Annotated in this window: 18 protein-coding genes; 2 read left to right on the forward strand and 16 right to left on the reverse strand. The window is 41.3% G+C overall.

Going from position 1 to position 26,287, the window contains the following annotated elements; genetic code table 11:
* Positions 1-116: 116 nt before the first annotated feature.
* The 3 genes from Bovatus_RS15000 to Bovatus_RS15010 are packed head-to-tail and all read right to left on the reverse strand — an operon-like array spanning position 117 to position 3,461.
* Entirely contained in the window at positions 117-1,118 is a 1,002-nt protein-coding gene (locus Bovatus_RS15000) for a fimbrillin family protein (protein ID WP_004298491.1), read from the reverse strand.
* Positions 1,119-1,172: 54 nt separating this feature from the next.
* A complete protein-coding gene (locus Bovatus_RS15005) occupies positions 1,173-2,174 on the reverse strand; it encodes a DUF5119 domain-containing protein (protein ID WP_224440835.1) in 1,002 nt (333 codons plus the stop codon).
* 9 nt (positions 2,175-2,183) lie between these two features.
* Entirely contained in the window at positions 2,184-3,461 is a 1,278-nt protein-coding gene (locus Bovatus_RS15010; protein WP_004298494.1) for a DUF3575 domain-containing protein, read from the reverse strand.
* A 385-nt stretch (positions 3,462-3,846) separates the two neighbouring features.
* Here Bovatus_RS15010 and Bovatus_RS25895 point away from each other — a divergent pair, with 385 nt between their 5' ends.
* On the forward strand, positions 3,847-3,921 hold the full coding sequence (locus Bovatus_RS25895) for a hypothetical protein (RefSeq protein WP_373166616.1): 75 nt from the start codon (positions 3,847-3,849) through the stop codon (positions 3,919-3,921).
* A gap of 6 nt (positions 3,922-3,927) precedes the next feature.
* On the opposite strand, the gene Bovatus_RS15020 is transcribed toward Bovatus_RS25895, so the two are convergent.
* The 8 genes from Bovatus_RS15020 to Bovatus_RS15055 all read right to left on the reverse strand — a co-directional run bounded on the left by Bovatus_RS15020 (position 3,928) and on the right by Bovatus_RS15055 (position 13,015).
* The gene (locus tag Bovatus_RS15020; protein WP_004298496.1) at positions 3,928-4,221 is read right to left on the reverse strand and encodes a nucleotidyltransferase family protein; all 294 of its coding nucleotides are present in this window, start codon (positions 4,219-4,221) and stop codon (positions 3,928-3,930) included.
* Between the two features lie 215 nt (positions 4,222-4,436).
* Positions 4,437-5,723, reverse strand: coding sequence for a hypothetical protein (locus tag Bovatus_RS15025; protein WP_004298497.1), 1,287 nt, complete (start codon positions 5,721-5,723; stop codon positions 4,437-4,439).
* A 12-nt stretch (positions 5,724-5,735) separates the two neighbouring features.
* Positions 5,736-7,310 carry a hypothetical protein gene (locus Bovatus_RS15030; RefSeq protein WP_004298498.1) on the reverse strand — a complete coding sequence of 525 codons (1,575 nt, stop codon included), beginning with the start codon at positions 7,308-7,310 and terminating at the stop codon, positions 5,736-5,738.
* Positions 7,307-8,314: a hypothetical protein gene (locus tag Bovatus_RS15035; protein WP_004298499.1), complete on the reverse strand. Its 1,008-nt coding sequence runs from the start codon at positions 8,312-8,314 to the stop codon at positions 7,307-7,309. The genes Bovatus_RS15030 and Bovatus_RS15035 overlap by 4 nt, the downstream gene beginning before the upstream one ends.
* Before the next feature lie 68 nt (positions 8,315-8,382).
* A complete protein-coding gene (locus Bovatus_RS15040; RefSeq protein WP_004298500.1) occupies positions 8,383-8,964 on the reverse strand; it encodes an LPP20 family lipoprotein in 582 nt (193 codons plus the stop codon).
* 30 nt (positions 8,965-8,994) lie between these two features.
* Positions 8,995-10,872 (reverse strand): LPP20 family lipoprotein, encoded by a 1,878-nt coding sequence (locus Bovatus_RS15045; protein ID WP_004298501.1) that lies wholly within the window; start codon positions 10,870-10,872, stop codon positions 8,995-8,997.
* Between the two features lie 11 nt (positions 10,873-10,883).
* Positions 10,884-12,149 (reverse strand): DUF6175 family protein, encoded by a 1,266-nt coding sequence (locus Bovatus_RS15050; protein ID WP_004298502.1) that lies wholly within the window; start codon positions 12,147-12,149, stop codon positions 10,884-10,886.
* Entirely contained in the window at positions 12,146-13,015 is an 870-nt protein-coding gene (locus Bovatus_RS15055) for a hypothetical protein (RefSeq protein WP_004298503.1), read from the reverse strand. Before Bovatus_RS15055 ends, Bovatus_RS15050 begins: the two co-directional genes overlap by 4 nt.
* A gap of 393 nt (positions 13,016-13,408) precedes the next feature.
* Here Bovatus_RS15055 and Bovatus_RS15060 point away from each other — a divergent pair, with 393 nt between their 5' ends.
* Positions 13,409-13,804, forward strand: coding sequence for a helix-turn-helix domain-containing protein (locus tag Bovatus_RS15060; protein WP_004298505.1), 396 nt, complete (start codon positions 13,409-13,411; stop codon positions 13,802-13,804).
* A gap of 192 nt (positions 13,805-13,996) precedes the next feature.
* Here Bovatus_RS15060 and Bovatus_RS15065 read toward each other — a convergent pair whose 3' ends face one another.
* The 5 genes from Bovatus_RS15065 to Bovatus_RS15085 form a co-directional block, all read right to left on the reverse strand.
* Positions 13,997-15,772, reverse strand: coding sequence for an oxaloacetate decarboxylase (locus Bovatus_RS15065; protein WP_052587937.1), 1,776 nt, complete (start codon positions 15,770-15,772; stop codon positions 13,997-13,999).
* Between the two features lie 320 nt (positions 15,773-16,092).
* Positions 16,093-16,590, reverse strand: coding sequence for an HU family DNA-binding protein (locus Bovatus_RS15070; protein WP_004298507.1), 498 nt, complete (start codon positions 16,588-16,590; stop codon positions 16,093-16,095).
* Positions 16,591-16,786: 196 nt separating this feature from the next.
* Positions 16,787-19,672: a glycoside hydrolase family 2 gene (locus Bovatus_RS15075; RefSeq protein WP_004298508.1), complete on the reverse strand. Its 2,886-nt coding sequence runs from the start codon at positions 19,670-19,672 to the stop codon at positions 16,787-16,789.
* Positions 19,673-19,736: 64 nt separating this feature from the next.
* A complete protein-coding gene (locus Bovatus_RS15080; protein ID WP_004298509.1) occupies positions 19,737-21,404 on the reverse strand; it encodes a rhamnogalacturonan acetylesterase in 1,668 nt (555 codons plus the stop codon).
* 168 nt (positions 21,405-21,572) lie between these two features.
* Positions 21,573-25,751, reverse strand: coding sequence for a two-component regulator propeller domain-containing protein (locus Bovatus_RS15085; protein ID WP_004298510.1), 4,179 nt, complete (start codon positions 25,749-25,751; stop codon positions 21,573-21,575).
* Positions 25,752-26,287 lie beyond the last annotated feature (536 nt).

The following is a 26,287-nucleotide window of genomic DNA, read 5'->3' on the forward strand; positions in this document are numbered from 1 at the left end:
CTAAACCAACATTCAATTTAGCTTTTTTAAACAAGAATTCCCAGCTTGTTCTTTGGAAAAGCTGGGAATCCGAAAATAGCAACTTAATTTTTCAGTGTAAGAATACTTATACTAACTCATTTAGCAGTTTCTGCATCTTCTGATGTAGAATTCCAATTACTAACATTTGTATCAATACCAACATTAGACGCACCAGCAGGCAGTGTCAATACATACAATACATTCTGGCCTAATGTCCACTTCGCATTATCAGGAAGAGTTACTGTTTTAGTCCCCTTAAACACCTCCATACTACCTTGTTCTGTAGAATATGTTATTGATATAATTTTTCCACCAACTTCTTGAGGAAATAACATCCAAGAAGCATTAGCACCAGCTAATGAATAATACTCCTTATTTTCAACCTTAGTTGATGATTGCTTCACATTATAAATATAAGAAGCATCAGAAGCATTAGTCAAATTCCATTCACCATCAGCGTTATTAAAACTATATATACCTGTTCCACCTTTAACATTAGCTACACTAATACCAGTCACTTTATAAGTAAGATTTGGGTCTCCAGGAATAAATGCAAAATTAATACGAGTTAGAACATGTTTAAAATCTAAGGTCAATCTACCATCAGTTACCCCCTGTGTCTCTGAAGTTACATCAGTCGCGTGTGCAACAACTAAATCTTTTTGAGCTGCAGGAGTATCATCAACAGCAAAAGAAATTGTAGGATAGCCAGTAGATGGAAGAGAGTAAGACGTAGGATCCGTTGTCGGGTATGCAAAAAATTGTACTTTCTTTCCTGAACTTATCGATGGCCAATAATATATTCCCTTATCGGTAGTAGTCCAAGGTGCAGCAGCATTATCTCTTGTATATGAGATTCCATCCATGTATACATCTCCTCCTAAAGCAGCTAATCCATCATAGGCTGCAGCTGTGACATAAGAGTTCACTGTAAATCCTAAAAAATTATCACCAGTTGTATCTGCAGCTCTTGTAGCTTTCTTTACTACTGAAGTAAAATCAATCTTTGTTTGTTGATTCGGAGCATCAAATTCTTCATTCTGTGAGCAACCTGTAATTGCTAAAGCAGTTGTAACTGCCAATAAAATCTTCTTCATAACTGTATTTTTTTAAGTTTATAATATTGTTATATTTTGTTTATAGCATCTATTTCAATTCACGGGTAACTCAACATTATCTTCGGGTCCCCATCCATCAACATTGCCGCCCATTCCTCCACCTCCATCAGGATTCGGTGGTGTTTCCGGCTTATCAACCTCAATCTTATCATCAGGCGGTAACTCAATCTCCGGTGGTGGGGTTGGCTTTCCATCTTCCCCTGTTCCAGCATTTTCAAGTGTACCTATTATTTCAGTAACATCAATTGTTGCTTCCTGAACTGTATTATCTGTTTTGATAAATTTCAATATTAATATTATAGCACCTTTCTCACTAGAAGTTTCTCTCTCTGATGTTGACATTCGCGTCGGCATTGTCATTTCCTTTACTTGTTTGAAAGCGGTGAAAAATGCCGTTACCTTATTATCTCCCTTCTTTACCTCAAAGTAGATAGGTTGTGAGCTACACACTCCACGACCTTTGCCTATACAGTAACAATCGGATAATCCATCAATGCTTCCTACCACTGTTGCAACATACTCCAAACCTTTAGCCTCTACTGCAAAAGAATATTTTTTCACCACAGATTCCAACTTCCAGTCTAAGCGAAGCACTTCTTCACTCTTCTCTATTTTCAGCTCATCTATATTCAACACATACAATGAATCCGGTGACCAAACCATCTTTTCCGTTCCTTCAATCCCTAAACCATTGCAGTTTCCCGTGTAGGCTTCTATCGTTTCATAGGACTCTTCACCCCTGATTCGTATAGATTCCGTGTTATAGTTGTAGACTACTACCGAATACCGTCCCGGAGGAACTTTCATTTCTCCGCCTCGTACCGAAAGGTACTTATCTACTTTCCTGCCATCCCCGTTCTTCGGATAAAAAATCACCCGAACTCCCTCCGGCAGTTGATCTGTCACTCCATCCCAATCCAGCTTTATATCTACCCCACTTACGGGATAATCATCCAATATATCGCGACGGCTACATCCAGTTAGCATCAGCAGCGAGGACAAAAGCACAAGAAACCCATATCTTGTATTTCGCATTACGCCCTCCTATTTCTTTGTTGTTATCAACCATACCAAAGAAACTTTCGCCTTGGTAGGGCCAATAAAGTTATAACGTCCACTATTTGTCCATATAATATCTCCCTCATAAGGAGTATATTTTTTATATTCTGTTGTCAAATACCCTATGCCAAGACTGAATTCAAGAGAAAAATGCCGTGCCAACTGCCGTGCATATCCATAAGTCACTCCCGCAACTCCGTAATACTTACCTTGATAGCCGTCTCCACGCAGCTGGAAGTCATATATCCCACCTTCAGCATAAAGTCCGATAAAATGTCCGGTCAATCGGTCACGTTTCTGACGGTTTCCCAGCCAACAACGTCCTTCCATCCCTCCCGAAAGAAGCTGATAGCAGAAATCATGTTTGCCATTCAGCCACCACGGACATTTATATTCAGTATTCAAAGACCACCTCTTGCCTATCGGAATTTCCACTTCTATATTTGGCGCCAATGCCAAATCATATAACAGATTATTCTTCACTGCAAGTACAGTTTGGCTTTTCACCGGCCCTTCTGCCTCCGATATATCGACCTCACAGGCCTGTTTTTTTTCACTTTCTCCCACAGGCTTATCAGGTTGATCTTTCGGAAGCGCCTCTTCCTGCTTTGAAACAAACAACCCGGAGACAGAAGATACCGGTTCAAAAGCCTCTTTACCTAATTTCGAAGTTTCTCCAACAATCGTAATGACCGATCGCCGCAGCTCTGGAAAGATATTGTGAACAATGTATCGGTAAGCAATTCCCCGATTCAATTTTCGCAACAGTTGCTTTCGTTTATTGACATCATTCTTATGATAATCAATCAATATCAGCACTTCTTCCCGATCTGGCAAGTTGGAGTCGGATGCCACCAACTTACGAAACTCCGACCAATCCTCTCCCTCTGAAAAAAAATGAATCTTATCAACACTAACATCCGAATTATACCGTTGTAAGAATTCCTTTATCGAATCATTTCTCCGAGCAGCCAAACTTCTATTATAAGATTCATCACCATCAGGAGAAACAAAAGTTTCCACATTCAGCGCTGTTATATATTTCGTATTCAAGTTTCCGAGAAGCAAAGAATCTAAAATTGTAATTACCTGATTATTACTTTTATAACTAAGATCCACTTTCGCTTCATTCGCATCAAAATATATCACCACCCGCCGGATTGTATCATTCGCAACAGCGAAAAATGGAATCGAAGCATACCCACTTTCTGGAAGGCTTAATAAAGCCATAAGAATAGTCAATATATAGATACCATGTTTCATTGTCGTTCGTTTCTGATGACAAATATAGAAGTTAGAAAACAAACCGAATCATACTTTTAGAACAAAAATCAAGACATGAAAGATTCTGTGAAACGATTGAAACGATTTTGCAAGTTTTGAGAGTTTAAGGTCAATAATAAACAGAAAAAATGTCCTTGGTAACTCATCTGCGTGATAACACCGTACTTCTGTTCCGCCTGCAAACAGTTCACATTCATAGGAAGTTCTGACAAGCGGCTTTTCCACATACACATGGATACCAAGCTTCATCGCCTCTATACAAATCGGAAAATAACTATGATCGGGAGTCGCCAGGAATTTTCTACGAGATATTTTATCCCCACCCAAAAATTTCATTAAAGAAATCATGTATCAAAGTGGGTTTATGAATAGATCACATTTCTATAAGGAGTTTACAAAGCGGATGGGAGTGGTACCTAAAGACTACCGTTTTGCATAATAAAAATTAGATATAGATTGCATCTTTCTCTATATGATTGCGAAATAAACTACGCATAATTGCGGTTAAAGACACGACATCCACTTTTGCATTAAAACGCTCTTCTAATGACTCTTTTATTTCCATTCGAGTAAAATAATCCGGATCTTGAAGCTTTACACAAATATCAATATCACTATCCTCTTTCTGCTCACCACGAGCCACAGAACCAAAAAGTCCCAACTTTTCAATTCCATATCTCTCCCCAAATTCTTCCTTAAAATTCCGGAGAATAGCGATTATTTCATCTTTTGTTTTCAATTGACACTATTGTTATAATGCAAATGTTAAAATTTATATTGGAATTAGCAAGTTCTTAATCATATTTTATAGTATCACTAATTAAAAAAAGATGCACAGGTCATCGAATTTTCATCGATCCCCTGTACACCTACTACTCTAAATTCTACTTCAAAACATAAATAGCCTAATTATGCTGCCGAATCCATTATTAACAACCATGTTAGTTTTATCCATCAAAAGTACAGAACATAATTACGTAAATAGTTCAGAAGTGCCCAGAACGCCATCATCATTGCCAATACAAACAAAACGACAAGTCCGATTGCCAAAGCAATCCAATGTTGTGAATGATCATCAGAATATTCTTTATGACCATCATTAAACTTGTATATTGTCCGCACTGTCTGCGCTCCTGCCAATAACCCGAACACTCCGGCAAAAATACCATTATGAATATTTCCACCGCCACGAAGTGCCCGCTTATCAATTAAGAATTGAGGCGTCCTGCTCGCTACCACATACAAACCGGTAGCTATTAAAGTAGAAAACATCATACCGACTCCCATCATCCAATACATCAAGATACCCACAATGACACCTAACCAGATTAATTTCTTGGAACCATCAAAATGACGTTCTTCACCACTATTAATCACATCAGTCAATGAATTTAAGCGTTCTATGACATCAGCATCAGTAGGACACATACCGATAACCTGATCAATCAAAAGAACAGATTTCTTAATTTGCTTCATCTTTGTCGGCTTTCTGAATTCATCATCATCTGTTTTTTCAATCACCGTCCAAGTAGCAAATGCCTCATCCATCAGCTTCCACGCCTCCGTTATCTCTTCATCCGTCATTTTCTCCGGCATTCCGGCTGCAAGGCGTTTATTCAACATTCCTTCTACCGTAAAAACCTCTTTATAACGTGCGCCCTTATACCATACAAAAAACATATGCCCCACAATAAATAAAACAACGGCAATATACAAAATCAGTTGGAGAACAGCCAATATCTTTACTCCCAAAGGAACTCCGTCATCCGCCGCAGCATCAGCTATTGCATCAGCTCCACTACCGCTTTTTACAAGTGTCAATCCATTAAAGGCAGCATCTTTTCCGCCTTTATCAAGTCCGGTAAACGACAACTTATCATCCCTATAAACGACTTTGCATTGACCGGAAATCCCGGCATCAACCTCCGGACGTCCACCTACAAAAGAAAGAGTCAGTTCATTCCCGTTCATACTCTCGACGTAAAACTCATAAGTTGCCATCAAAGATTCCCTTCCACCGGGTTCCAGCATATTCACTTCCATAAATCCATTGCATCTGGCATTCTCATTATAAGGATTCAATTGCCAATTACCATCACAATTCAATGTGAACGCAACCTTTAAATCGCCTTCTTTATTTGCTCCTAGCCAGTCACCGCTAAAAACATCTTCCTGCGCAAATGCAGTCATCGAAATAACCATCATTACAATGGCACACAAATACTTTTTAATATTCTTCATAATATAATAAAATTAATATTTCAACACCTTGGCTGCCACGTTCTTAAATTGCGGCATAGCAAGCCCGATAGAAGCTCCAATATAAGTCGGATCACAAATTATGTACTTCTTTCCGCTTACAGTTATATAATCTCCGTCAATGTTTTCATCAAAACAGACCGCTGTTGCCATGTGATTGGGATATTCCAACAATACAACATCAAGCCCCATAAGAGTACGTACCAAATAAGAGTATAACACAGCACGGTCTTCGCAATCGGAATAAGGATAGTAGAACAGCTCATCCACAAAGAAAGGCTTTTCATAACCAAACTGGTCACCATCTGTCTTATAATCAAAAGCTGTCTGCACGAAATTAATCAGTATATTAGCAGCTTCCGATTGTTTTTTCCCTTGTATGGCAGCTTGCAATGATGGAAGCACCGTCTGTTGCACTTCCTGACTGACAGGAGCTCCCACATAAACAGAAAAGTCACATTGCGGATAATCCTTATAGAAGGAAATAAGTCCCGAATTTACTTTCGAACAGACTTTGACGGATGGATAAGCTTTCGCTTGCAATGTTTTCTCCACGTAAGTTCCTGAAAAGGATTGAGGAGTAGTGATATTCATATTTACCGGGTTCTTCGCATTGGCGAAATCACGGTTGTAAGTGTAAATAGAATTAGTTTTATCCGGGGTAGTATCAAACCTGTAATAGTTTACTCCATTCAAAGTAATAAAACAGGTAGCATAAATCATGTTACCCGAAGCATAGAATAAAGTAAGGCGGTTATCCATACGCGCCACCTTAACCCTATATCCCGATTGAGAAAGGAGAAACATTTGCATAAGAGCTATTTCATCGGAATGAGTACTTCCACATAGTTCAGTAGCAACTTTCCTCGTCAACAGCAGATAACCATAGTCATTCAGGACATTATCCTTTTTAAAAGCCAGACAGTCGTCTATCAAAGGCTGATAGTTGCTACGCGATAACGTCTCCCATCCGGCAGAAATATCTTTCTCTGCAATCCCTTTTAAAGTGAGCCGGTTCTTCAATGAAGCATTGACAACACAATCTTTACTGTAGAACGAAAACTCTACACCGGAAAGTGAGCGTTTGGCCGGAACGGTTTCTTCAGGCTTCACTTCCGGTTTTATTTCAGGGAGCACCGCAGAATCCTTTTCCGGTTCTACAGCCACATCTTTACCTCCCGGTATAACCGGAACCGGTGTTTTCCCTTTTGAAGGAGAAAATGTCGCACTTGGAGTCACTGTCGGAATGGGGAGTCGGGTCACCTCCCCTACTTTAACCTCTTGCGGTTTTGTTACCGGCTTCTTATGGTCAAAGCTGACCGGTTTTACAGGCTCTGGTTTTTGAGGACGTACCACCGGCTTCTGCAAATCATACTCTTTCCAGGTTTCTTTCAGGAATTCGGCAAATTCCTTATTCTGTTCGCTCACAAAATCATCAAACTCTTTTTGCTGCTGCTTCACAAAATCGTCAAACTCCTTCATGTCTTTATCTATTTGCGCAAAAAGACTAAACGGCAAACACAATGAAAAAACTACCATAGATAGTATTCGTATCCTATTTTTCCTCATTTCCTTATTATATTTTGTTGTTCTGTTATCTGCCAATCTACACACAGCTTATTATTCCGTATATCTTTGATAAAGGGGAAAATGGACAAGACGGCGACAACCTTCTCCCGATACAAACCACAACCGGAATCAGTGCCACCATTAAAACGATCGTCCACCTGCTTGACATTTACATCAGAAAACGGATATAACAACAGCGCCTTCACTAAAGAAGACATATAGGCATTCCAAAAGGCATTCCTCATATCCATCTTCTCCAATCCGTCCTGACCTCCGGAACCGGCATCTTCATACCAACAGCCTTCTTGTGAAGAACAAATTTCAACTCCGTTCAAATATGAAATTATTTGAGGAGATGACTGTGTTCCCTTAAGCTGAAACCATGACTGGTCTGATTGCTCCCTACAACTATCCGATTCCAACAATAAATTGAATTTCACCTCTTCTTCCTCAACCCTTTCTTTCGTAAACAAAAGCATCAACTCACTAATGGAATGATAAGAAAAATCGCAACTATCATTCGATGGAGTAAAAGATACCTCCAGAAATTTCTCTCCAAATATAGAAGTATATTCATGCTCAATCCGGTAGGAAACATGTTGAACGGGATGTTCGATCACTCCCAGTACAAGCATTTTGTTTCTTTGGTCTTCGTATGTATTACTGGCAGTCTCCATGGTGGAAAAAACGTCCGAGAGAAGTCTCAATTGTACCCCTTGCTGCAATGAATACAGATAAGCCGCTCTTTGCAAAGCAAGCATCCTTGCAGCTTCGGATTTCATACAAGGATCAGATATACCAACTACCCGGCCTTTCCGTTGAGAAGCAAACACCCATTCCGGCAAAGTCTCCCGCTGTCCCGGTCTCCAGTCATAAGATTGGTTATAAACTGTATCAACAGGCATTGCCTGTGAAAACACATCAATACCGGGAGACAAAAGCAACTGGATAATAAAAATAACTACCCAATTATATCTTATATCCGACAAATTAAGCTTCATCATTCAATCTTCAAATAGTTGGGTAGTTATTAAAGAGATCATTACTATCCGCAATGTTTTAAACAAGCTGCTTATTGGGCGTTTTTACTCATTTCTTCTTCAAATACCTTTTTGAACTTTTCATATTCAAAGTCAATGCGCAATTTGTCATCATTCTTAATACGATTTGCCATAGCATTCATGATTTCCTCTCCTGCCAGTTCAAGAGAGACATATACTTTGTATTTACCATCAGGAGTCTTCATGGTTTTTTCACAAATTACACGCGTACCGCTCAATTCCTGTTCCACTACCGTACGGGTCAATGATTGATAACGACTTTTGCTTTCATCATTTTCACCTTGCTGATAAGAGGAAACATAACTATCGGTTACCGATTTCACTTTTGCATTGATAGCAGTAGCAATTTCAGCCCGGGCCTCCGTCATCGCTTTTTTCTTTGCAATAGACATATCCGTAGAAAGTCCCATCGAACTAGCTCTAAAATACTCTTTGTTCGTTTGAAATTCCGGTCCCGAACAAGGAACATTAATTTCTACGTCCTGTTGCACTGCCGGTTGCTGCACTGTTTGTGTTACAGGTTTTGAACTACCGCAACTTGTCATAACAACAATGGTTAGCAATGCTGTTCCCAATAAATTAATTCTTTTCATTTCAAGTCTTTTTTAATGTTAATATATGATTCATTTCAAGCCTCTCAACTTCACTATATTATTTTTGAAATCCTTCAATTGCAGCAGTGCCACAGATTGCAACTTACTTACCTCAATAACCATCTCCGTAGGCAGATCAGGCACAATGAGCGCAGTGACTCTGCGGTCATTGAACTTAGACCCCAGTTTGAGACTGACAATCGGAGATTCTTCACCTTTTTCGTTTATAACCGTCAGATTTCCACTATATAAGTCCACTTCGCAATCGTCAGCATTTGTATTCACAATCTTAAGATGTATCCTCGATTTGTCTCCCAAAGTTGCAAGTTTGTCAAATTCAACAAAGACACCATCCAACCATTCAACCCGAATTGCCTTTTGATTCTCTGGTTTGGCGGACTTAACCGGAACCAAAGGAGCAGGAATAACTTCCGGCACCACAACAGGGACAGATATAACCGGATCAGCTTCTTTTTCCGGTACGGAAGGACCGACTACCGGAACAGGAACATCCGGCAACATCTTCTGTCTTTCCGGAATCTTTCCGGTTCTGTCGAATGTTATTTTCTTCAATTCACGTGCAAACTCCCGGTTCAGCCGTTTTATCAATTCACGCGCCGCCATATTCTTGCCTTGAGAAGCGGACTTATTTTCAGGTACTAATGTCCGTTCATCATTAATAGAATAATTCAACATGGTTTGCCCCGTCCGGTTATTTTCTATTTTAATCCCCAACGTAGAAAAGAATTCGATGAAGTTGTACAGTTCACCCGGAACGGTATTGCCTTTACGACACTTATTATCCAATGTAACGATAATGTCGGCTTCAGAAGAAGATGCAACTACGTTAAAGAAATGATTGTTCAGCAAACTCTTCACAGTTCGTTCCACCGCCTCTACATCGCTCTGCGCACTTCTAACATAAGCAGAAGTCTGTGTCTGCGCCGTGTTGACAGTCAACGTTGCTCCGGGAAGAGAAGAAAGCATTTGTTTGAATAAAGCTGCATAACTTCCCTTCCGGAACAAGCTGAACACATCATCAATTAATGAAATTCCAATTTCCTGCTGTGCCTGTTTAGAAGTAATATTGCGCACATAAAGAGCGGCAACTCCCGATTCGTCGGTGGGAGACATGGAAGACAAATCTCCCGACCCGGAAACAAACTCGGCTTTCAACCGGATATTCCTTAACGGATTTCCATTACGGTAAACACCTATAGCAATAGGCTCCCTTATACCTTGAAACGGCGTGACTGAAACGGTTGCGGGATTCAGAACAATCGTTATTCCATCAAATACTCCAGCCAAAGCCGCATATAGTTCAGTCGCCAAATTAATTGTCTTTCCTTCGTAAGAGCAGAACAACTCCTGATTAAGCACCGGGCGTATAGCCTCCATCCCATTTGAGAATAATTCAATGGCAGTCATTAAATCTCCCTGTTGTAAAGTAATGTGTCCCTTATACCAAAAATCGAATCCGTTACGGATTGCCTTCTGACGACGTGCTTCCACCAAGGCCGCATAATCATCCTTATTCAGTTCATAATAAACCCAATACTCATTGTCACTTCGCCAGGAATCCACCAGACGAAAGTTCTCTATTTCCGCCCGAGCTTCTGTACGAATACTTTCTGCGAAGGTTTGTTTCACATTACCATCGTCCTCCAACGTATTCAACAAAGAATTGGCGGCAATCACCACTTGAATTTCAGATACAAGGTCAGACAAAGCGTTTTGCTTTGCCTTTTGCTGATAATCCCCTCCCGATATTTCAGCCATTCCTATTCCGATGTAACTTAAACCACTAACAGGATGCTGTTTCACCCAGTCAGGACGGTTCGTTTGTTGACCGGAAAGCGGAAAGCAAAACCATGAAATCACAAGAATAAATAAAAGCCAATGTTTCATACGTCCTTGATTTATTGAATAGTCAAATAGATGGTACTTCCATCCACTCTATGTTCACTATCTATTCCAGAATCATTCAGATAATTAACCAGATTATCCGCAAACGTGATGCAATCCATCGGCAAGCCGTCGCTGTCCTTTGCAGGAATCTGTATCGAATCAAATATCAGACTATCGTCCACAGCACCTTGAATATGGTAGCGTCCTCCCTGGGCATTTTTTCGTACCCAATTGCGTATATGCGCCGAAAGAGTAGTACTACCGTTTATCCGACTATTCATCGTATTGATAGCATTATCTGCGAGACTAACCCGAAGAACAACCGTATTCCCCTGTTGAACTTTCCGGGCAAACTCTTTCGAGATATCTTTCAGAAAACCATCCAGAACATCTTGTGCCGCGTATGCGCATAACTTATCCACGTCCGTCGTCCTAAAGCGGTTCGTCCAGCTTTTCCGGCTAGCCAAATCTACTCCGGTAGCCGTTTCACGAGCAGTCATAATCAATGAGACTCTACTTCCCGAAGCTGCAGATATGTCTTTTTGTAAATCAACAATCACATAGACGTCCGCTCCCGAATTCATCAACAACTGCTTATCATTGGAATCAGCATTCTTACTTTCCCATTCGGAAGCACGCAAAGTTCCTGACTGTTTTCCCTCGGCAGCCACTGTCTTCACGCCAAGCTTAACAAATCCCTCCTTTACCGTACTTACGGCTATACGAAGATCAAAATCATTCTTCAGAATATCAGCGTATGAGCTTCGGTCATTGCTTTTATAGGGGACTACCATGATTGTCGGCAAAGCAATTTGTTGCCGGGTTTCCTCCATCGACATTTCTTCCTGGGGTCTCGTCATCAATTTGTTCCGTATCAAGTCTTTTTTAAGCGCACCTAATAAGATTTGAGCCGTTACTGTACCATTGTATAGCTTGGAAGATTGTCGTACCGGATCTCCTACCGTTTCATAGTTCTTCACAAAGAGCATATAACGTGAACTGAAAAACTGATTCATATAGTAAGAATCTTCTTTCCCGACGAGCGGCTGTCCGTTTTCCACTCCGTCAATGCCGTTGAGAAATATAGCATTAAAGATCGACTTCAATGCCATATTATATACATCTTTCTTTTTTTCGGCTGTTCCGGAAGCGGTGATAACGGCTATGTTATCATCTGCCTTCACACAAGTTACGTCATTGGAGTATGACTCCTGTGCCATGAAATGAATAGTGTATACAACTAGCAGGTTCAAAAGCAGTATTCGTAACTTCATCATAGTCCAAGTCCGCCTAAAAAGGTATTTTTTCGAGAAAGAATAATCAATTTCTTTTCTTCTTTCGATGCTTTCATTATCTCCTCACCGCCTTTGCTCACGGTACATAAAGAACGCGTTCCGCTCAATACTTCTTTCACATTCAAGCGTCCGACTTCTTTCAATGACAGTTCTCCGGCAATATCCATCTCTATGTAAACGATAAATTTCTGGCCTTTTTGTACCCCTCTCTTAGTTCCAAGATCGATATATACAGTTTGTGCTTTATCTTTTTTGGTACTCTCAATCTGTACAATCGTTCCTTTCATTTTGAAATACTCGTCAACAAAATCGTCCATGCTTATTACTACATAATCCAAAGTCTTAATGATTGCTTCATCAGGAGTATCGCCAATATTCCCGGTCAGCCCCTCGTGAGTGAATGTCTGGGTTCCTTTGAGTGTACCGTTAGAAGGGTCTACTATTTTCAACGTGTAAGAAACACTCCCCTGATAATAGGTCTTCCCTTTACTATCTGTTTTTTTAACTCCCTGCATACTGGTAATATTTCCCTGAATAAGATATTGGGCGCCTAACGTCGTCATGACCTCGCTTCTGCAAACGGCATCTCCCATAGCAGAAGCCTCTTGGCGTCTTTTCGCTTCAGTCTTCAATGCTTCATTAGAATCAACATCAATAAGTTCTACACGATCCATCTTCTGGATACCTTCTATTACTTTATTACGCAATGCTTCCGCCAAAATATTACTGATAGTACCAGGACGAGAGAAATAATCAATATAGACTCTTTCTTTACCGTTTTCATCGGTTTGTGCATAGCCTAACATTGGAATTAGGCAAATAGAGAACAATAGTAAAATCTTCTTCATGTCTGTTTATTATTTATTATTAATGCTATGTTTGTTTTTTAGTGCAATATTTCGCTCTTTTAATACAATATAGAATGTTCTTTTTTCAATAATGATTTACTGTTATGAATGATTGTGTTTTCTCTGACTGCAAAGTTAAGCACACATTAAGGTGTATTGTATACACAATATTTACTACAACCATCCGTTAAACGAATAGTTATCTCCAAATATCAATGAGAAAAGGGAAAAGAGTGGTATGTTCAATAAAACGAGGTCGTTTTCCCGTCTCCAAGCTATTTGCACCATCGCATTTTCCACAGTTCTCTCGAATAAGTATAAAATAGCATTTGTTATATCCACTAAAATTGTTACATTTGTCCAATAATAAATTGCTTCCCAATAACAAGATACATGGAAACAGATTTAAAGAAGATAGTAGGACATCGGCTGCAAATGCTTCGTATGGAAAAGAATCTTACACAAGAACAAATGGGAGAAAAGTTGAACTTATCAACAAGTGCCTATTGTAAGATTGAATATGGTGAAACTGACCTCACGTTAACCAGGCTGAATAAAATAGCAGAGGTACTAAATATGTCTGCATTAGAACTATTTAATAAAATAGACGGGAATGTGTATGTCAATAATTCCGGTACTATCGGAACTAATATTGGAGTCGCTAAAGACTGTAGTAGCGTGCATATCGAAGCGGCAGATGATCTTCGTGAGCTAATAAAAGCAAACAGTCGGCTCCTTGACATGTTATATAAACGTATAGAGCTTTTAGAAAATAAAGTGCTCTTATAGTGATTATACGCCTAGAGAAATCTCATCAAGGTTTAAAATAGCAGAACATACCGGTCATCGAGTTCGAACAGATAAAGGTGCTCATAAACGTTCTGCATTGAATATATACGAAAAAAAGGCTGCAACTTCGTAAAAGATTGCAGCCCGTTTTTTTATTGGGTAACCTCTATACCCTAACTCTTATAAGAAGTCTCACGCAAAGATATCGCTCCGCAGAATATAACCGATAACATCTCCCTTACGTACGGTAGCGCCTTGTTGTGCACATATTTCCACCACACGTCCGGTAAATCCAGTCAGAATCTTTTCATATTCTCCCCATGGAGTAGAAAGATAACAAAAGACTTCGTCATGCTGATATTTACGTCCGATGAAAGGAGCAATGGATGGACCCTCTACGGAAACTTCCCAAAGTACCTGCCCGTTATCAGGAGCAATGACCGGGTCTGCCTTGGCGCGTTTCAACTTCTTGATATCTTCCTCGGAATAACCACTCTTTGCCATAGATGCATCCTTAGCATGTTGTAATTCATCCTCAAAACGTTTCTTGGCAACACCCGACTTATAATCGCGATACTGACGATCGTGCATAGCCAGTTCAAAAAGTTCTTCGTCATCCTCTCCATACTCCCAACCATTCTCATCCATTTCCTTGCGATAATCATCCAAAGCATCCGGATAATTCAACTGCGGATCAGTATCGACAAACTCATATCCTTTAGACTTCGCCAATTCTATAATCTCCGGAGCAAGCGTACCCGGCAGACGTCCACTCTTACCCAGAATCATATCCCAAGTATGGTTATCTATCATTGTCCAACGTTCTTCCCCTTTTACCTGCTGCATAAGATTCATTAATGCAACATTTTTCACATACTGGCTGAAAGGAGTCACCAAAGGAGGATAACCCAACTTAGGCCACACATATTCCACTTCGTCGAAAAGCATTACCAGCAAATCGTCAAGACTAAGTTCTGGTTCGTTCTTACTCTTTAATATCATATTGATACCGGAATGCACTCCTTTCAAGTCTGCCATCATGGAACCCATCATACCACCCGGCAAACCACATTTCAATAAAAGCGAAGACATATATTTGTTGGTAGGATCCATGAAGTAACCCAGAAAGTCATCAATGAATTCCTGCGTCATCGCACGAGCCTTCATATATGCTTTCATATTAATATCCGGAACCTGAAAACCTAAATCTTTCAACATTGCCTGTACCGAGATTACGTCCGGATGCACTTTGCCCCAAGACATCGGCTCCATAGCTACATCAATGATATCCGCACCATTCTCGCAAACCTCAAGGATAGAAGCCATAGACAATCCCGGCCCACTATGACCATGATATTGAATCAATATATCCGGATGTTTCTCCTTGATAGTCCTGACCAATTGCCCCAACATACCCGGGCGACCGATACCTGCCATGTCTTTCAAACAAATTTCAGGTGCACCGGCCTCAATCAGCTGATCGGCAATTCGGGCATAATACTCAACGGTATGCACCGGAGAATACGTGATACAAAGAGTTGCCTGCGGAATCATACCTGCTTCCAAAGCATATTTAATAGAAGGAATGATGTTTCTCGTCTCATTCAGTCCACAGAAGATACGGGTGATATCCACTCCTTGCGCATGCTTGACTTTATACATCAGTTTACGCACATCTGCCGGAACCGGGTACATGCGCAACGCATTCAATCCGCGATCGAGCATATGCGTTTGAATACCCGCTTCTTTAAAAGGCGCAGTAAAAGCACGGACGGCTTTATTAGGATTTTCGCCGTACAACAGATTCACTTGCTCAAAAGCACCGCCATTCGTTTCAACTCTGGCAAAACAGCCCATCTCAATAATCAAAGGAGCGATACGGACAAGCTGATCAACCCGAGGTTGATATTTACCGGAAGATTGCCACATGTCCCGATAAACAAGACTGAATTTAATTTCCTTTTTCATCATAGCCAATAATAAGTGATTTTTTCTTCGGTTAACTTCACATATACAAATATAACGGATTATTTTGACATATAGTCAACAAAACGCCTTAATAAGCCTATTTAAAAAGATGTTTTATATCATAATGACAGAATAAAGCTATACTATGCATGTAACTATCATAAATAACAAATCAAATTGTTTTAATGTTCGCATTTATTCTTTTAAGAAATGCTTTACTGACATATATACAATAAAAGATGCACAGATCACCGATCATAAATCGATTCTCTGTGCATCACTACTACTCTAAAGCCACTTTTAAGACAAAACTAACTAAATTATGCAGCCGGATCCGGTGCTTCCCCGTTATCTCCCTTACCATCATCGCCGGAATCAGGATTGCCACCATTATTACCACCGTTACTACTTCCATCCGTATAATCCGTTTCAATCTCCACACGACGGGTGATACTCATATCTTCCAACGTATCCTTAAAGATTTTTCCCGGATAAAAAATAATCTTTCTTTGAACGATTGACTTGGACGAAACATCTTTCTCATCATCCGCACTCTTGGCACGGATAGTAGGACTGAAAATACCGAATTCACCCAACTGAACACTCTTTCCGTCGTCAATATCTTCAGCCATCTTATCTACCAGACCACTGACCACCAAATCCACCACCTTACGATGGACACCACAAAGCTGACTCACCTTGCGACACATCTTTGCAAAATTCACCTTACCGGAACGAACCGATTTTGCTACATACTTTTCGTTTTTGTCCTTGTCAAAACCGAACACACGTTTTGTTACTACATACTGTAAAGCCATAATTATTAAAGTTTAAATGGTTAAAAAAATAAAGGTTTACTGTTGCCATTCGTTTTGTTTGAATGACTCTGCAAAGATATAACAAGGCACAAACCGTCCAGTCCCCTTTTGTCTCCTTTACGTCTCCTTTTAATAACAAGAGCTTTACAATTACTTAAATATAAATCACTATTACAAAGCGTATTATATGAATTAATTATTTTTTCTGCAAATCAGCGTTCAACAAGATACTGAACCCACCAACAAACGGTACTCCTGTATCAGTCCGCATCTGCGGAACAGATTCGTCCGCCTGACGTCCTTTTTCAGGGCGTCCAAAAACGTATGACAGAATATGCATAACTTCAGAATGAGAAGCATCATGTTTCATATAGCCATTACTCATTATCCGGAATCCACATTTAGAGTTACTACGTTCAATCCAACGGGTTGCCTTCATTCCGGTTACGTCCGTACTTCCTGCCTCCCCTCCCCAAACGCCAAGTATTGGGGCTGCTTTTTTATTAGGATAGGCATCGTAAGGGCCAAGACCTAACCAATGCAGCTCTTTAAGCTCTGGGACTGTTTTAATTGTCATTCCAACTATAGGTATTTGAGGAATAGCTACATCAGTCAGAATCTCATAATTTACATCCAAACGCCCATCCACACCTATTGAATAACGATAGATAGTGGTAAAATGATTGGCAGAATCTACATGACAATCCACTTTTGCCCGAATAATAACTTCATCCAGTCTATCTTCTACACTCCATTCCTTGACAGATGTTGTATACTGATTCAAGTCAACAGCCTTACGGACATTCTCTTTTCCAAATGCAGATTTCTCACACGGATCAAGCGGAGACCATATTATAGGGCGTAAATCTGTAATCAACTGTTTGTCCTGGGCCTCTGCCGAAATCAATTGACCGGTTTGAGGACTAAAAACATAACGTATATTGCCAGTTTCTATCGTTACTGTTTCAGTTTGGTTTACTGATATTTTCCCGCAAGGCAACACTGTTCCAATCTGTTCTACCGACGGGCAAAGTTCCACAGCATCCCGCGTAATCTCTTCGCCATTGACGTTCGTAAAGATAAACCAAGCATAGTAAGTCTTTCCTGCACGGACTGTTTTCAAAGCTTCCACCGGCAGTTTGAATGTAGATTCGGCGTGAGGTTGCCCAGTGATAGAGTTAGTACCGGATGCCAAAACCCTTTCATCTTCCCTGATAGACCAGTCGATCTTTACAGTAGTAAGATCCGTAAAATCAAAATCATTCTGAATAGGAATTCGCAAGGAATCCTGACCGGGAGTAAATGAAATCTTCTCTACAGCAGGATAAACCTGTGCATACACAGCCTTCGTTTCCCAATAATCACGGGTAAAATTACGATAGGAATCCACAATACCGTCCCATCCCGCATAATCAATCCGCAGATAATCATCTCCAGCATGTACATCTTCATTCTTTTTCTGAAGATTACGCACCGGAGTCCTTATACCCTGATCCGCCCACATCCAGATTGCCGCCCCTGCTCCTGCCGGATGTTTGGTCAATGCTTTCCAACGGGCTTCCAATCCGCCAAATCCTGTATTACCATAAGCATGAGTATATTCCGTGGAAATTATAGGACGGTCAGAATGAGCTGCCAACCGGTCATATTCCTGCGGCTTCCAATAATGAGGAGCAAGAATATCAATTTCTTCCGGCAACCATTCCTCCGCTCTCCAAGGTAACAAGACAGGACGAGTGGGATCAAGCGCTTTCACCAGCTTCACAGATGCCAGATGTAATGAGGTCAACGGATCCTCATTGCCGACTGACCAATAAATAATCGACGGATGATTAATGTCCCGGACAACCGTTTCATACGAACGTTGCAGAGCAGCTCCGGAACAGGAAGGGTCATACATCAAATTTCCGGCGCCTCCTAATGAAACTTCATTACCTACATACATCCCCATCTCATCACACAATTCAATAAACCCTTTCGCCGGAGTATAATGGGAAAGACGGATATAATTGATATTCGCCGCTTTCATAAGAGTCAGATCCTGCAACCAATGTTCACGGGTAGTGGCACGACCGACATCCGGATGTTCATCATGACGGTTCACGCCACGCAATTTGACGGCCTGCCCGTTGATTCTAAAAACACCACCTACCGTTGAAATCTGCCGGAACCCGATTCGTTGCGTACGTGTATGTGTCACTTGCCCTTCTTCAACAAGCTCAACACACAGATTATAAAGATAAGGATTCTCCGCATTCCAATGATGAGGTGACTGAATACGGAATGTCAGACCTATTTCCCGATCCGTAGAAATATGAGCGGGTACTGTCAGCTGCCGCCGGGCAACTTCCTTCCCTTCTTTATCTGTAAGGGTAAATCTAAGATCGTATGATGCACCCGGACTTGGATAATTACCCGGCACTGTACTTTTCTGTTTGTCACCAACCATAACACGCAGTTTCAAATCCGCATCTTCAAACCGATTATCGAAAAAGGTCTGTGCGACCATATTGTCTATCCAACGTTTACGCGGCATAGCTTCCAAAGTGACATCCCTGTAAATTCCCCCCAATGTCCAGTCATCAAAAACATCAAATTTATACTCTTTAGTTATCTGCCTTACACGGACTGCCAACAGATTCGCCCCGTCTGTTTTCAGCTTGCCGCTGACATCAAACGCAAACGACGTATAACCGCTGTCATGCCTGCCCAGAAACTTCCCGTTCAGCCAGACTTCCGCCGATGACCACACCCCGCCGAAATGAAGCAATACACGCTTCCCATCCCAGCCTTCAGGAGTCTCGAATTTATGCAAATAAAAGCCCTCACTAGCCTTGTTTTCCTTGAACCCTCTATATACAGGTTCCTCATATCCCAGAACAGCCCAATTGGACGGTACAGGGATCTTTGTGAATTTCTGACTACTGAATCCCGGAGAGCTGAAATTCTCCAGACGTTTAGCCTCCTGTTCAGTCTTTGCCAAGGCAAATTGCCATTCACCGTTCAAGCTAATATACTCTTGAGCATTTACACAGAAGCCTGATAACAGTAAAATAAATAAAATGATGATACGCGGATTCATAATATAATTTTTGTAGAAACAATTAGAACTCAATTCATTTTAGAAACTTTATACACAACCTATATTATATCCCCGTCAAACAATCCTTCAACGGGCAATCCGTATCTTTCAATCCCTCAATAATACTTTCCGCATTCAGGCGCGCACCTTTCAGAGAAGTATGGGTATGATCATTTTTGAAGAGTCCGTTCACTTTCTTTCTACCTTCCTTCTCCATTTTATCAGCTGATAATTTATTCAAGTCGATAAAACAGGCCCCCTTTGCTTCAGCCGCTTCACGCGCCCATCCTGCATAAGTATCAGTTCTTCTTTCTATCTTCCCTTCCTTCCAGATATTACGTGGAGTAGGACTTAAAATAACCGGAACAGCCCCCTTCTCCTGTACATCCATAATAAATTTCTTCAAATACCAGCCATAAGTATACACAGCCTCATAAATCCCAGTCTTTTCCACCATGACAACTTTGCTTTCGTCACCCGTTCCTTTCAGTTCACCACGCGCCTTTCCTTTTTGTATATCCCCGCCGTCATTATGTCCAAATTGAATCAACACAAAGTCGCCCGGCTGCAAAGCATTATATATCCTATCCCAACGTCCGGTATTCATAAAACTCCGGGCACTGCTTCCCGGTTTCCCCCAATTCTCCACTGATACTTTCTTCGGGTCAAAGAACTTAGCAATAACACTTCCCCATCCCCACAAACCATCCTCATCTTTATCCTGATTCTTTACCGTACTATCTCCTACCACAAAAACTACCGGTCTTCCTTCCTTACGTGTGGCACCCGTTTTCACATCTTTCCGGACAGGCTTCAAATACTCCGCCAACTCCAAACCCGGACAATTCCGGATGCCTTCCACAGCAGATTCAGCATTAATGCGGGCTCCCAATGCTCCCGTGTGAGTACGTTCCTTCAGCGGGGGATAGAACAGATAATTCACCTTATCCCTCCCGAACTTCTCATATTTACCTGCCGTTATATCATTCAAGTCTATAAAAGGAACCTTCTCGGCTTCTGCCACCTGTTTCGCCCATAAACCGAAAGTTTTGTTTACACGTCCGACTTTGGTACCGTTTTCTTTCCATGAATTACGGGGAGTTAGAGAACAAAGGATAGGATGAGCTCCTTTCGCTCTCGTTTCACGAATAAAACGGCGCATATATTCACCATAAGTATAAACTGTTTCTTTTACACCTGTTTCCTTGATAGTGACTTTCAAACTGTCATACCCTATACCGGGTATGGAAGCACGCGCACGAATACTGTCATAAGGGCCGTTATCATTATGCCCAAGTTCAACAATCACCCAATCGCCTTTGCGTATCCCTTTCAATACATCCGGCCAAAAACGATTATAAAAGGTACGGCTACTCGTACCACCTAAAGCATGATTCTCGACTGTAATTTTATTCTCATCAAAATATTCAGGGGCAAAATATCCCCATCCCCACTGACCATTGCCGCCATTTCCTTTGGTTCCGGTACGCATCGTAGAGTTTCCTACCAGAAACAGTACGGGATTATCCCCCTTCCGGCTTTTCCCCGGAACCGGACGTGCCATGCGAACAATTTTCATACTATCCAACGTATTATCAACGGTATGAAATACATCTTCCACCGGAGGCGGAACCTGATTCTGTGCACTGCTATTTCCAACAAATACAAATAAACAGAGCAGACTTATACAGCCATTTACGAATACTTTTTTAAAACAATATACATCTTTCATTATCTAACATAATTAATAGTTTGTCAATCATGCTACAAATGAATCCACTTTCAGATAAAAAGACATGTAACCCCGTTCGTATAACTGTAAAACTATACAAAATCAAGTGATAAAGCCCCACCAATGCAAATTAACTTCAATTCTTCCGCGTCACCGATACCGATTTTTTTACTCTTCTCCCGCACTTTCTTCCATATCGGATTTTCCCGCACTCTTTCTGTATTGCGAAGGCGATTTCCCGAATGTATTCTTAAAGCATTTACTAAAATAGAAAGGATCATTGATACCGACCTGATAACCGGCTTCAGATATATTTATATCGGAAGTAATCAACAGTTCCGCCGCCCTCTTCATACGGAGCAGCCTCACATACTCATTGGGAGAGCAGCCGACAATACTCTTCAATTTACTGTAGAAAGTAGTACGTCCCAATCCCAATGCCGGAGCGTAAGTGTCCAGTTTGAACTCCGCATCTCCCATATTTCTTTCAATAATGGCATTTATCTTATCCAGGAATATTTTATCCCTGTCGGTAGTACTAATCAACGGTTGCAAGTTACCCGGTTCCGTTGCAAACTTCCGTTGCAACTTCTCCCGCTGCTCGATAAGCTTTACTACACGAGCCAAGAGATATTGCACACTGAAAGGCTTGGTGATATAAGAATCAGCCCCCAACTGGATGCCCTTCAACTGGTGTTCTTCCGAAGAATAAGCAGTCAACAGAATGACAGGAATATGGCTGATATTGAAATCATTTTTCAACCGTTTCGTAAACTCGAACCCATCCATTTCGGGCATCATCACATCGCAGACAACAATATCCGGCTGGTCTTCCGCCAACTTTTCCAGTCCTTCCGCTCCATTGGAAGCTGTAGAAACCGTGAAATATTTCCCTAACTGGCTTTCTATAAGCGTGCGGACATCATCATCGTCATCAATCACCATCACCTTATATTCTTTGAATGGTTTGTTGACAGAAGTGCCCAGGATTTCCACCGCCTTTTCATCAGGCAAAGTCGCTCCGGTTGTTATTTCCTTAACCGCAACGTCCGGTTCGGATGCTGAAGACTGTACGATATCTGCCGGATCATAATTCTTATCCGACAATGGTATAGTCAGTGAAAAACAAGCTCCCCCCAAAGAAGAATCCGAATAAGCTACATTACCTTTATGAACTTTGGCGAGTTCGGCAGTCAGGTGCAACCCGACACCCGTGCCGTCGGAAGCATAGTTAATCTGTTCGAATCTGACAAACAACATCTTACGCTTCTCTGCGGGAACTCCGGGGCCACTGTCTGATACACTTAATGTAAACGTATCATTTTCGGCAGAAGAGTCAAGTCTCATCACAATCTTTCCGCCTGCCGGAGTATTCTTGAAAGCATTGGACAAAAGATTATATGCAATCTTATCCATCTTGCTCCGGTCGAGCAGCATCCTTCCCGTAGAATCGTTCGATTCAAAAAGATATTCTATCCGTTTCTTGGCCGCCATGTCTTTGAAAGTAAGATAAATGTCATAAAAGAAACGTTCGGCCACCGTCTCTTCCAATTTCAACTCCATCTTGTTGTTCTGCAAACGGCGGAATTCCAGCAACTGGTCAATCAGACGCAACAGCCGGTTAGAACTTTTTGTCAGTAATCCCAACTGTTTATTGGCAGCAGGCGGCAAATCCTTCTGGTTAGACAAGTCCTCTATCGCGCCACGGATAATAGTCAATGGAGTACGGAACTCATGAGATATATTGGTGAAGAAACGTAGCTTATATTCTGTCAGTTGTTTCTCAACCTCAACAGCCATATTCAACCGGTGCATCTTCAAGGCAAGCCTGACTGCAAAATAAATAAGTATTCCTCCCACCAAAATATATAAAAGTACCGCTATCCACGATTTCCACCAAGGTGGAAGAATAATGACTTCCAGAGTAGTCTCCTCACTGCTCCACACACCGAAGCTATTACAACCTTTTACTTTGAACATATACCTTCCCGGGGGAACATTCCGATAAGTCGCCATGTTATTGCGCGAACCGAGATTCCAGTCTTTTTCAAATCCTTCCAGATAATACGCATATTGGTTGAGTTCCGCGGCATGAAAATTCAGCATCGTACATTCAAGGTTAAAAGAGTTCTGATTATGCTCCAAAACAATCTTCTTCGTATTCGTAATACTTTCCATCAAAGGAGAGTCCTGTCCTTGCGGACGCATCGGATTTCCGTTAATCCACAAACCCGTTACAAGTACGCGGGGAGCATACGTATCAAATTTAATCCCTGAAGGATTGAAAATATAGACACCATTGTAACTGCCGAACATCAACTCTCCGTTTTTCTTCTTCCAGCACGATAATTCGTTGAAAATAGCGGCATGACGGTTATTCGAGAAAATAAAATTCTCAAAACGTTCCGTCTGCAAGTTGAATTTGGAGATACCGCTCTCCGTACTTACCCATATATATCCTTCATTATCCTCCAGTATGGCCTGTACAGTCTCGTTAGCCAGACCATTATCTGCATTATAGTGCTTGAACCATGATTTTTCCAGTTGCTTCTCCCTGACCAGCAGATTCAATCCGCCACCGGTGGTGCCCAGCCAGATATTTCCCTTGCTATCCTCAAATACAACCTTTACCTCATTATGGCTCAACGATTGCTGATCCTCTTTGTGAAGATGCAGGGAGATATATTTATTCTTATCCTGAATCAATTCATCCGGATGAAAAACAATGACTCCATCGTTAGTTCCCACCCATATCAATCCTGTCCGATCCTGAATCATCGCCCGCATCATACACTGATGCTTGTTTTCCGTCACAAACTGGCGGAAAGTCAGCTTCCCCTGATGCCTTTCTCCCAAATGCAATCCTCCCCCAAAAGTGGCTATCCACATGCGATCTTTATTATCACGCATAATAGTAAATATATTGTTGCTTGATGAAGACTGCCACACCCAGTCATCCAAGGTGTGTTTTTCCACTATGGCATCTCCTTTGGGAGAAAGAAGCACCAATCCTCCCCCTTTCGTTCCCAGCCACTTATATCCAAGAGTATCTTCCGCAATCGAAAACGGTAGACCACCCTCAATCCGGAGATCATAAATCTGACGCAATGTAGAATCGCATACATGCAGGTTTCCATCCCGCGTCCCAAACCAGTACCGTCCGTCTTCATCTTCATAAATAAGCCGCACCGCATTGTCCCTGTCCGCATTTCCTCCCGGAGAGGGATAGAAGATATCAAACGGATAATTAGTCAGCGATATTTTACTGATCCCCCCTAATTCGGTTCCCACCCATATTTCGCCCGACCTGTCTTCCGTTACACAAAGCAGATAATTGGTCGTCAGGTCTTTATCAGCCGTATAATGAAAAGTCTTTCCGTTATTCTCGTCAATGGCAAACAGCCCGTTACCGAAAGTAGTAATCCAGATGATATTCCGCGAATCATGATAAATCTGATAACGTTCCTGACTGATCAGGGAAAGTATATCGGAAGGTATCAAATGCAACGGTTCGAAAGTATTGCCGGGACGATGCCGCCATAACGTACCGGACATATTGTACACCCATACATCCCCTTTGTTGTCGACACTAAAATTAGCATTACGCAAATCGTTCCCTTGAAAGAACTTTGCCGACGGAATCCAGACCCGCTTATTCGTGTCAAAAGTATATGTTTTCTCATTGGTGGCAATCATCAGAATCCCTTCATTCAGCATATATGAGCGGGAATGAGCCGTGGGATTTTCTTTATCGTAATAAATAACCGGTGAGAAAGAAAGGCGGGCACGGTCGAATATTACAATTCCTCCTCCACCTATAAAGTATAAGTCACTTCCCTCCTGCGCATTGAGAAAAGTCACCCCTTTCAGCATCGAGTCCACTTTACCGTCAGCAATCCTGAACAGTTCTTCATGAGCACCTATCCATACCTTATGCTCCGAATCCTCAAATACAAAGGATATTTTCTGGCTGCGCAGTTTTTCATCTTCCGGCTTCCATACTTCCATTTTTCCGTTGACATACCGGACACGGCAGCATCCCCTGTTTCCCCACATCCACACGTCACCATTGGAGAAGACTTCAATCTGCGTGAATATCTTCGCCTTATTCTGCGGGTCATAGTCAATCATCTTTTCAGTTCCCGGATCATAGCAAAACAAGGTATTCGAGAAAGTACGTATCCAGATAAAACCGTTCTTGTCCTCAACCATATAACGTATCCTGCTGTCGGGCAACAACGATGACCCCGGCAACTCGGGATGTACCACCACAAACTCTTTCCCGTTATATCGGTTCAGCCCGTTGATAGTTCCCATCCACATAAATCCGCGGCTGTCCTGCATCATACACCGGATGGTATTCTGTGACAAACCGTTACGATCGGTTATCGTACTGATATTCAATATATCAAAAGCAAATGCTTTGCTACAAAACAATAAGAAAAATAAAACTGGATATATCTGCCGCATGTGTTTTCGATTTAAAGATGCCACAAATATAAAAGATTAATTCTAAAAATCCTGCCATAGCCCACAAGAATATAGCTGTCTTGAACTGGCAGACATGCATCTGTACCAGCGTCAAGGTCGCTTTCACAAGAAAATTCCTGAGAAAATATGCATATATGATAAAACGAAGAGTATCTATGTAGCATAGTTTTACTACTCCACCTGTGTAATATAACGAAATTTCGATTCGGCACATCCTGTGACACCGAAAATAACTTATCTTTTATTCTAAATCTCCGTCAACGTTTCTAATAAATTCTTGCATCGTTTATTATAAACGGTATCCAAGTTTATTATAAACTCTATCTTCCTCTTTTCGTAGAAAACAATCAAATATATGCAACAAAAAAGGCTGCAAACCTCTTAAAAGTTTG

Source organism: Bacteroides ovatus (assembly GCF_001314995.1).
GTDB lineage: Bacteria > Bacteroidota > Bacteroidia > Bacteroidales > Bacteroidaceae > Bacteroides > Bacteroides ovatus.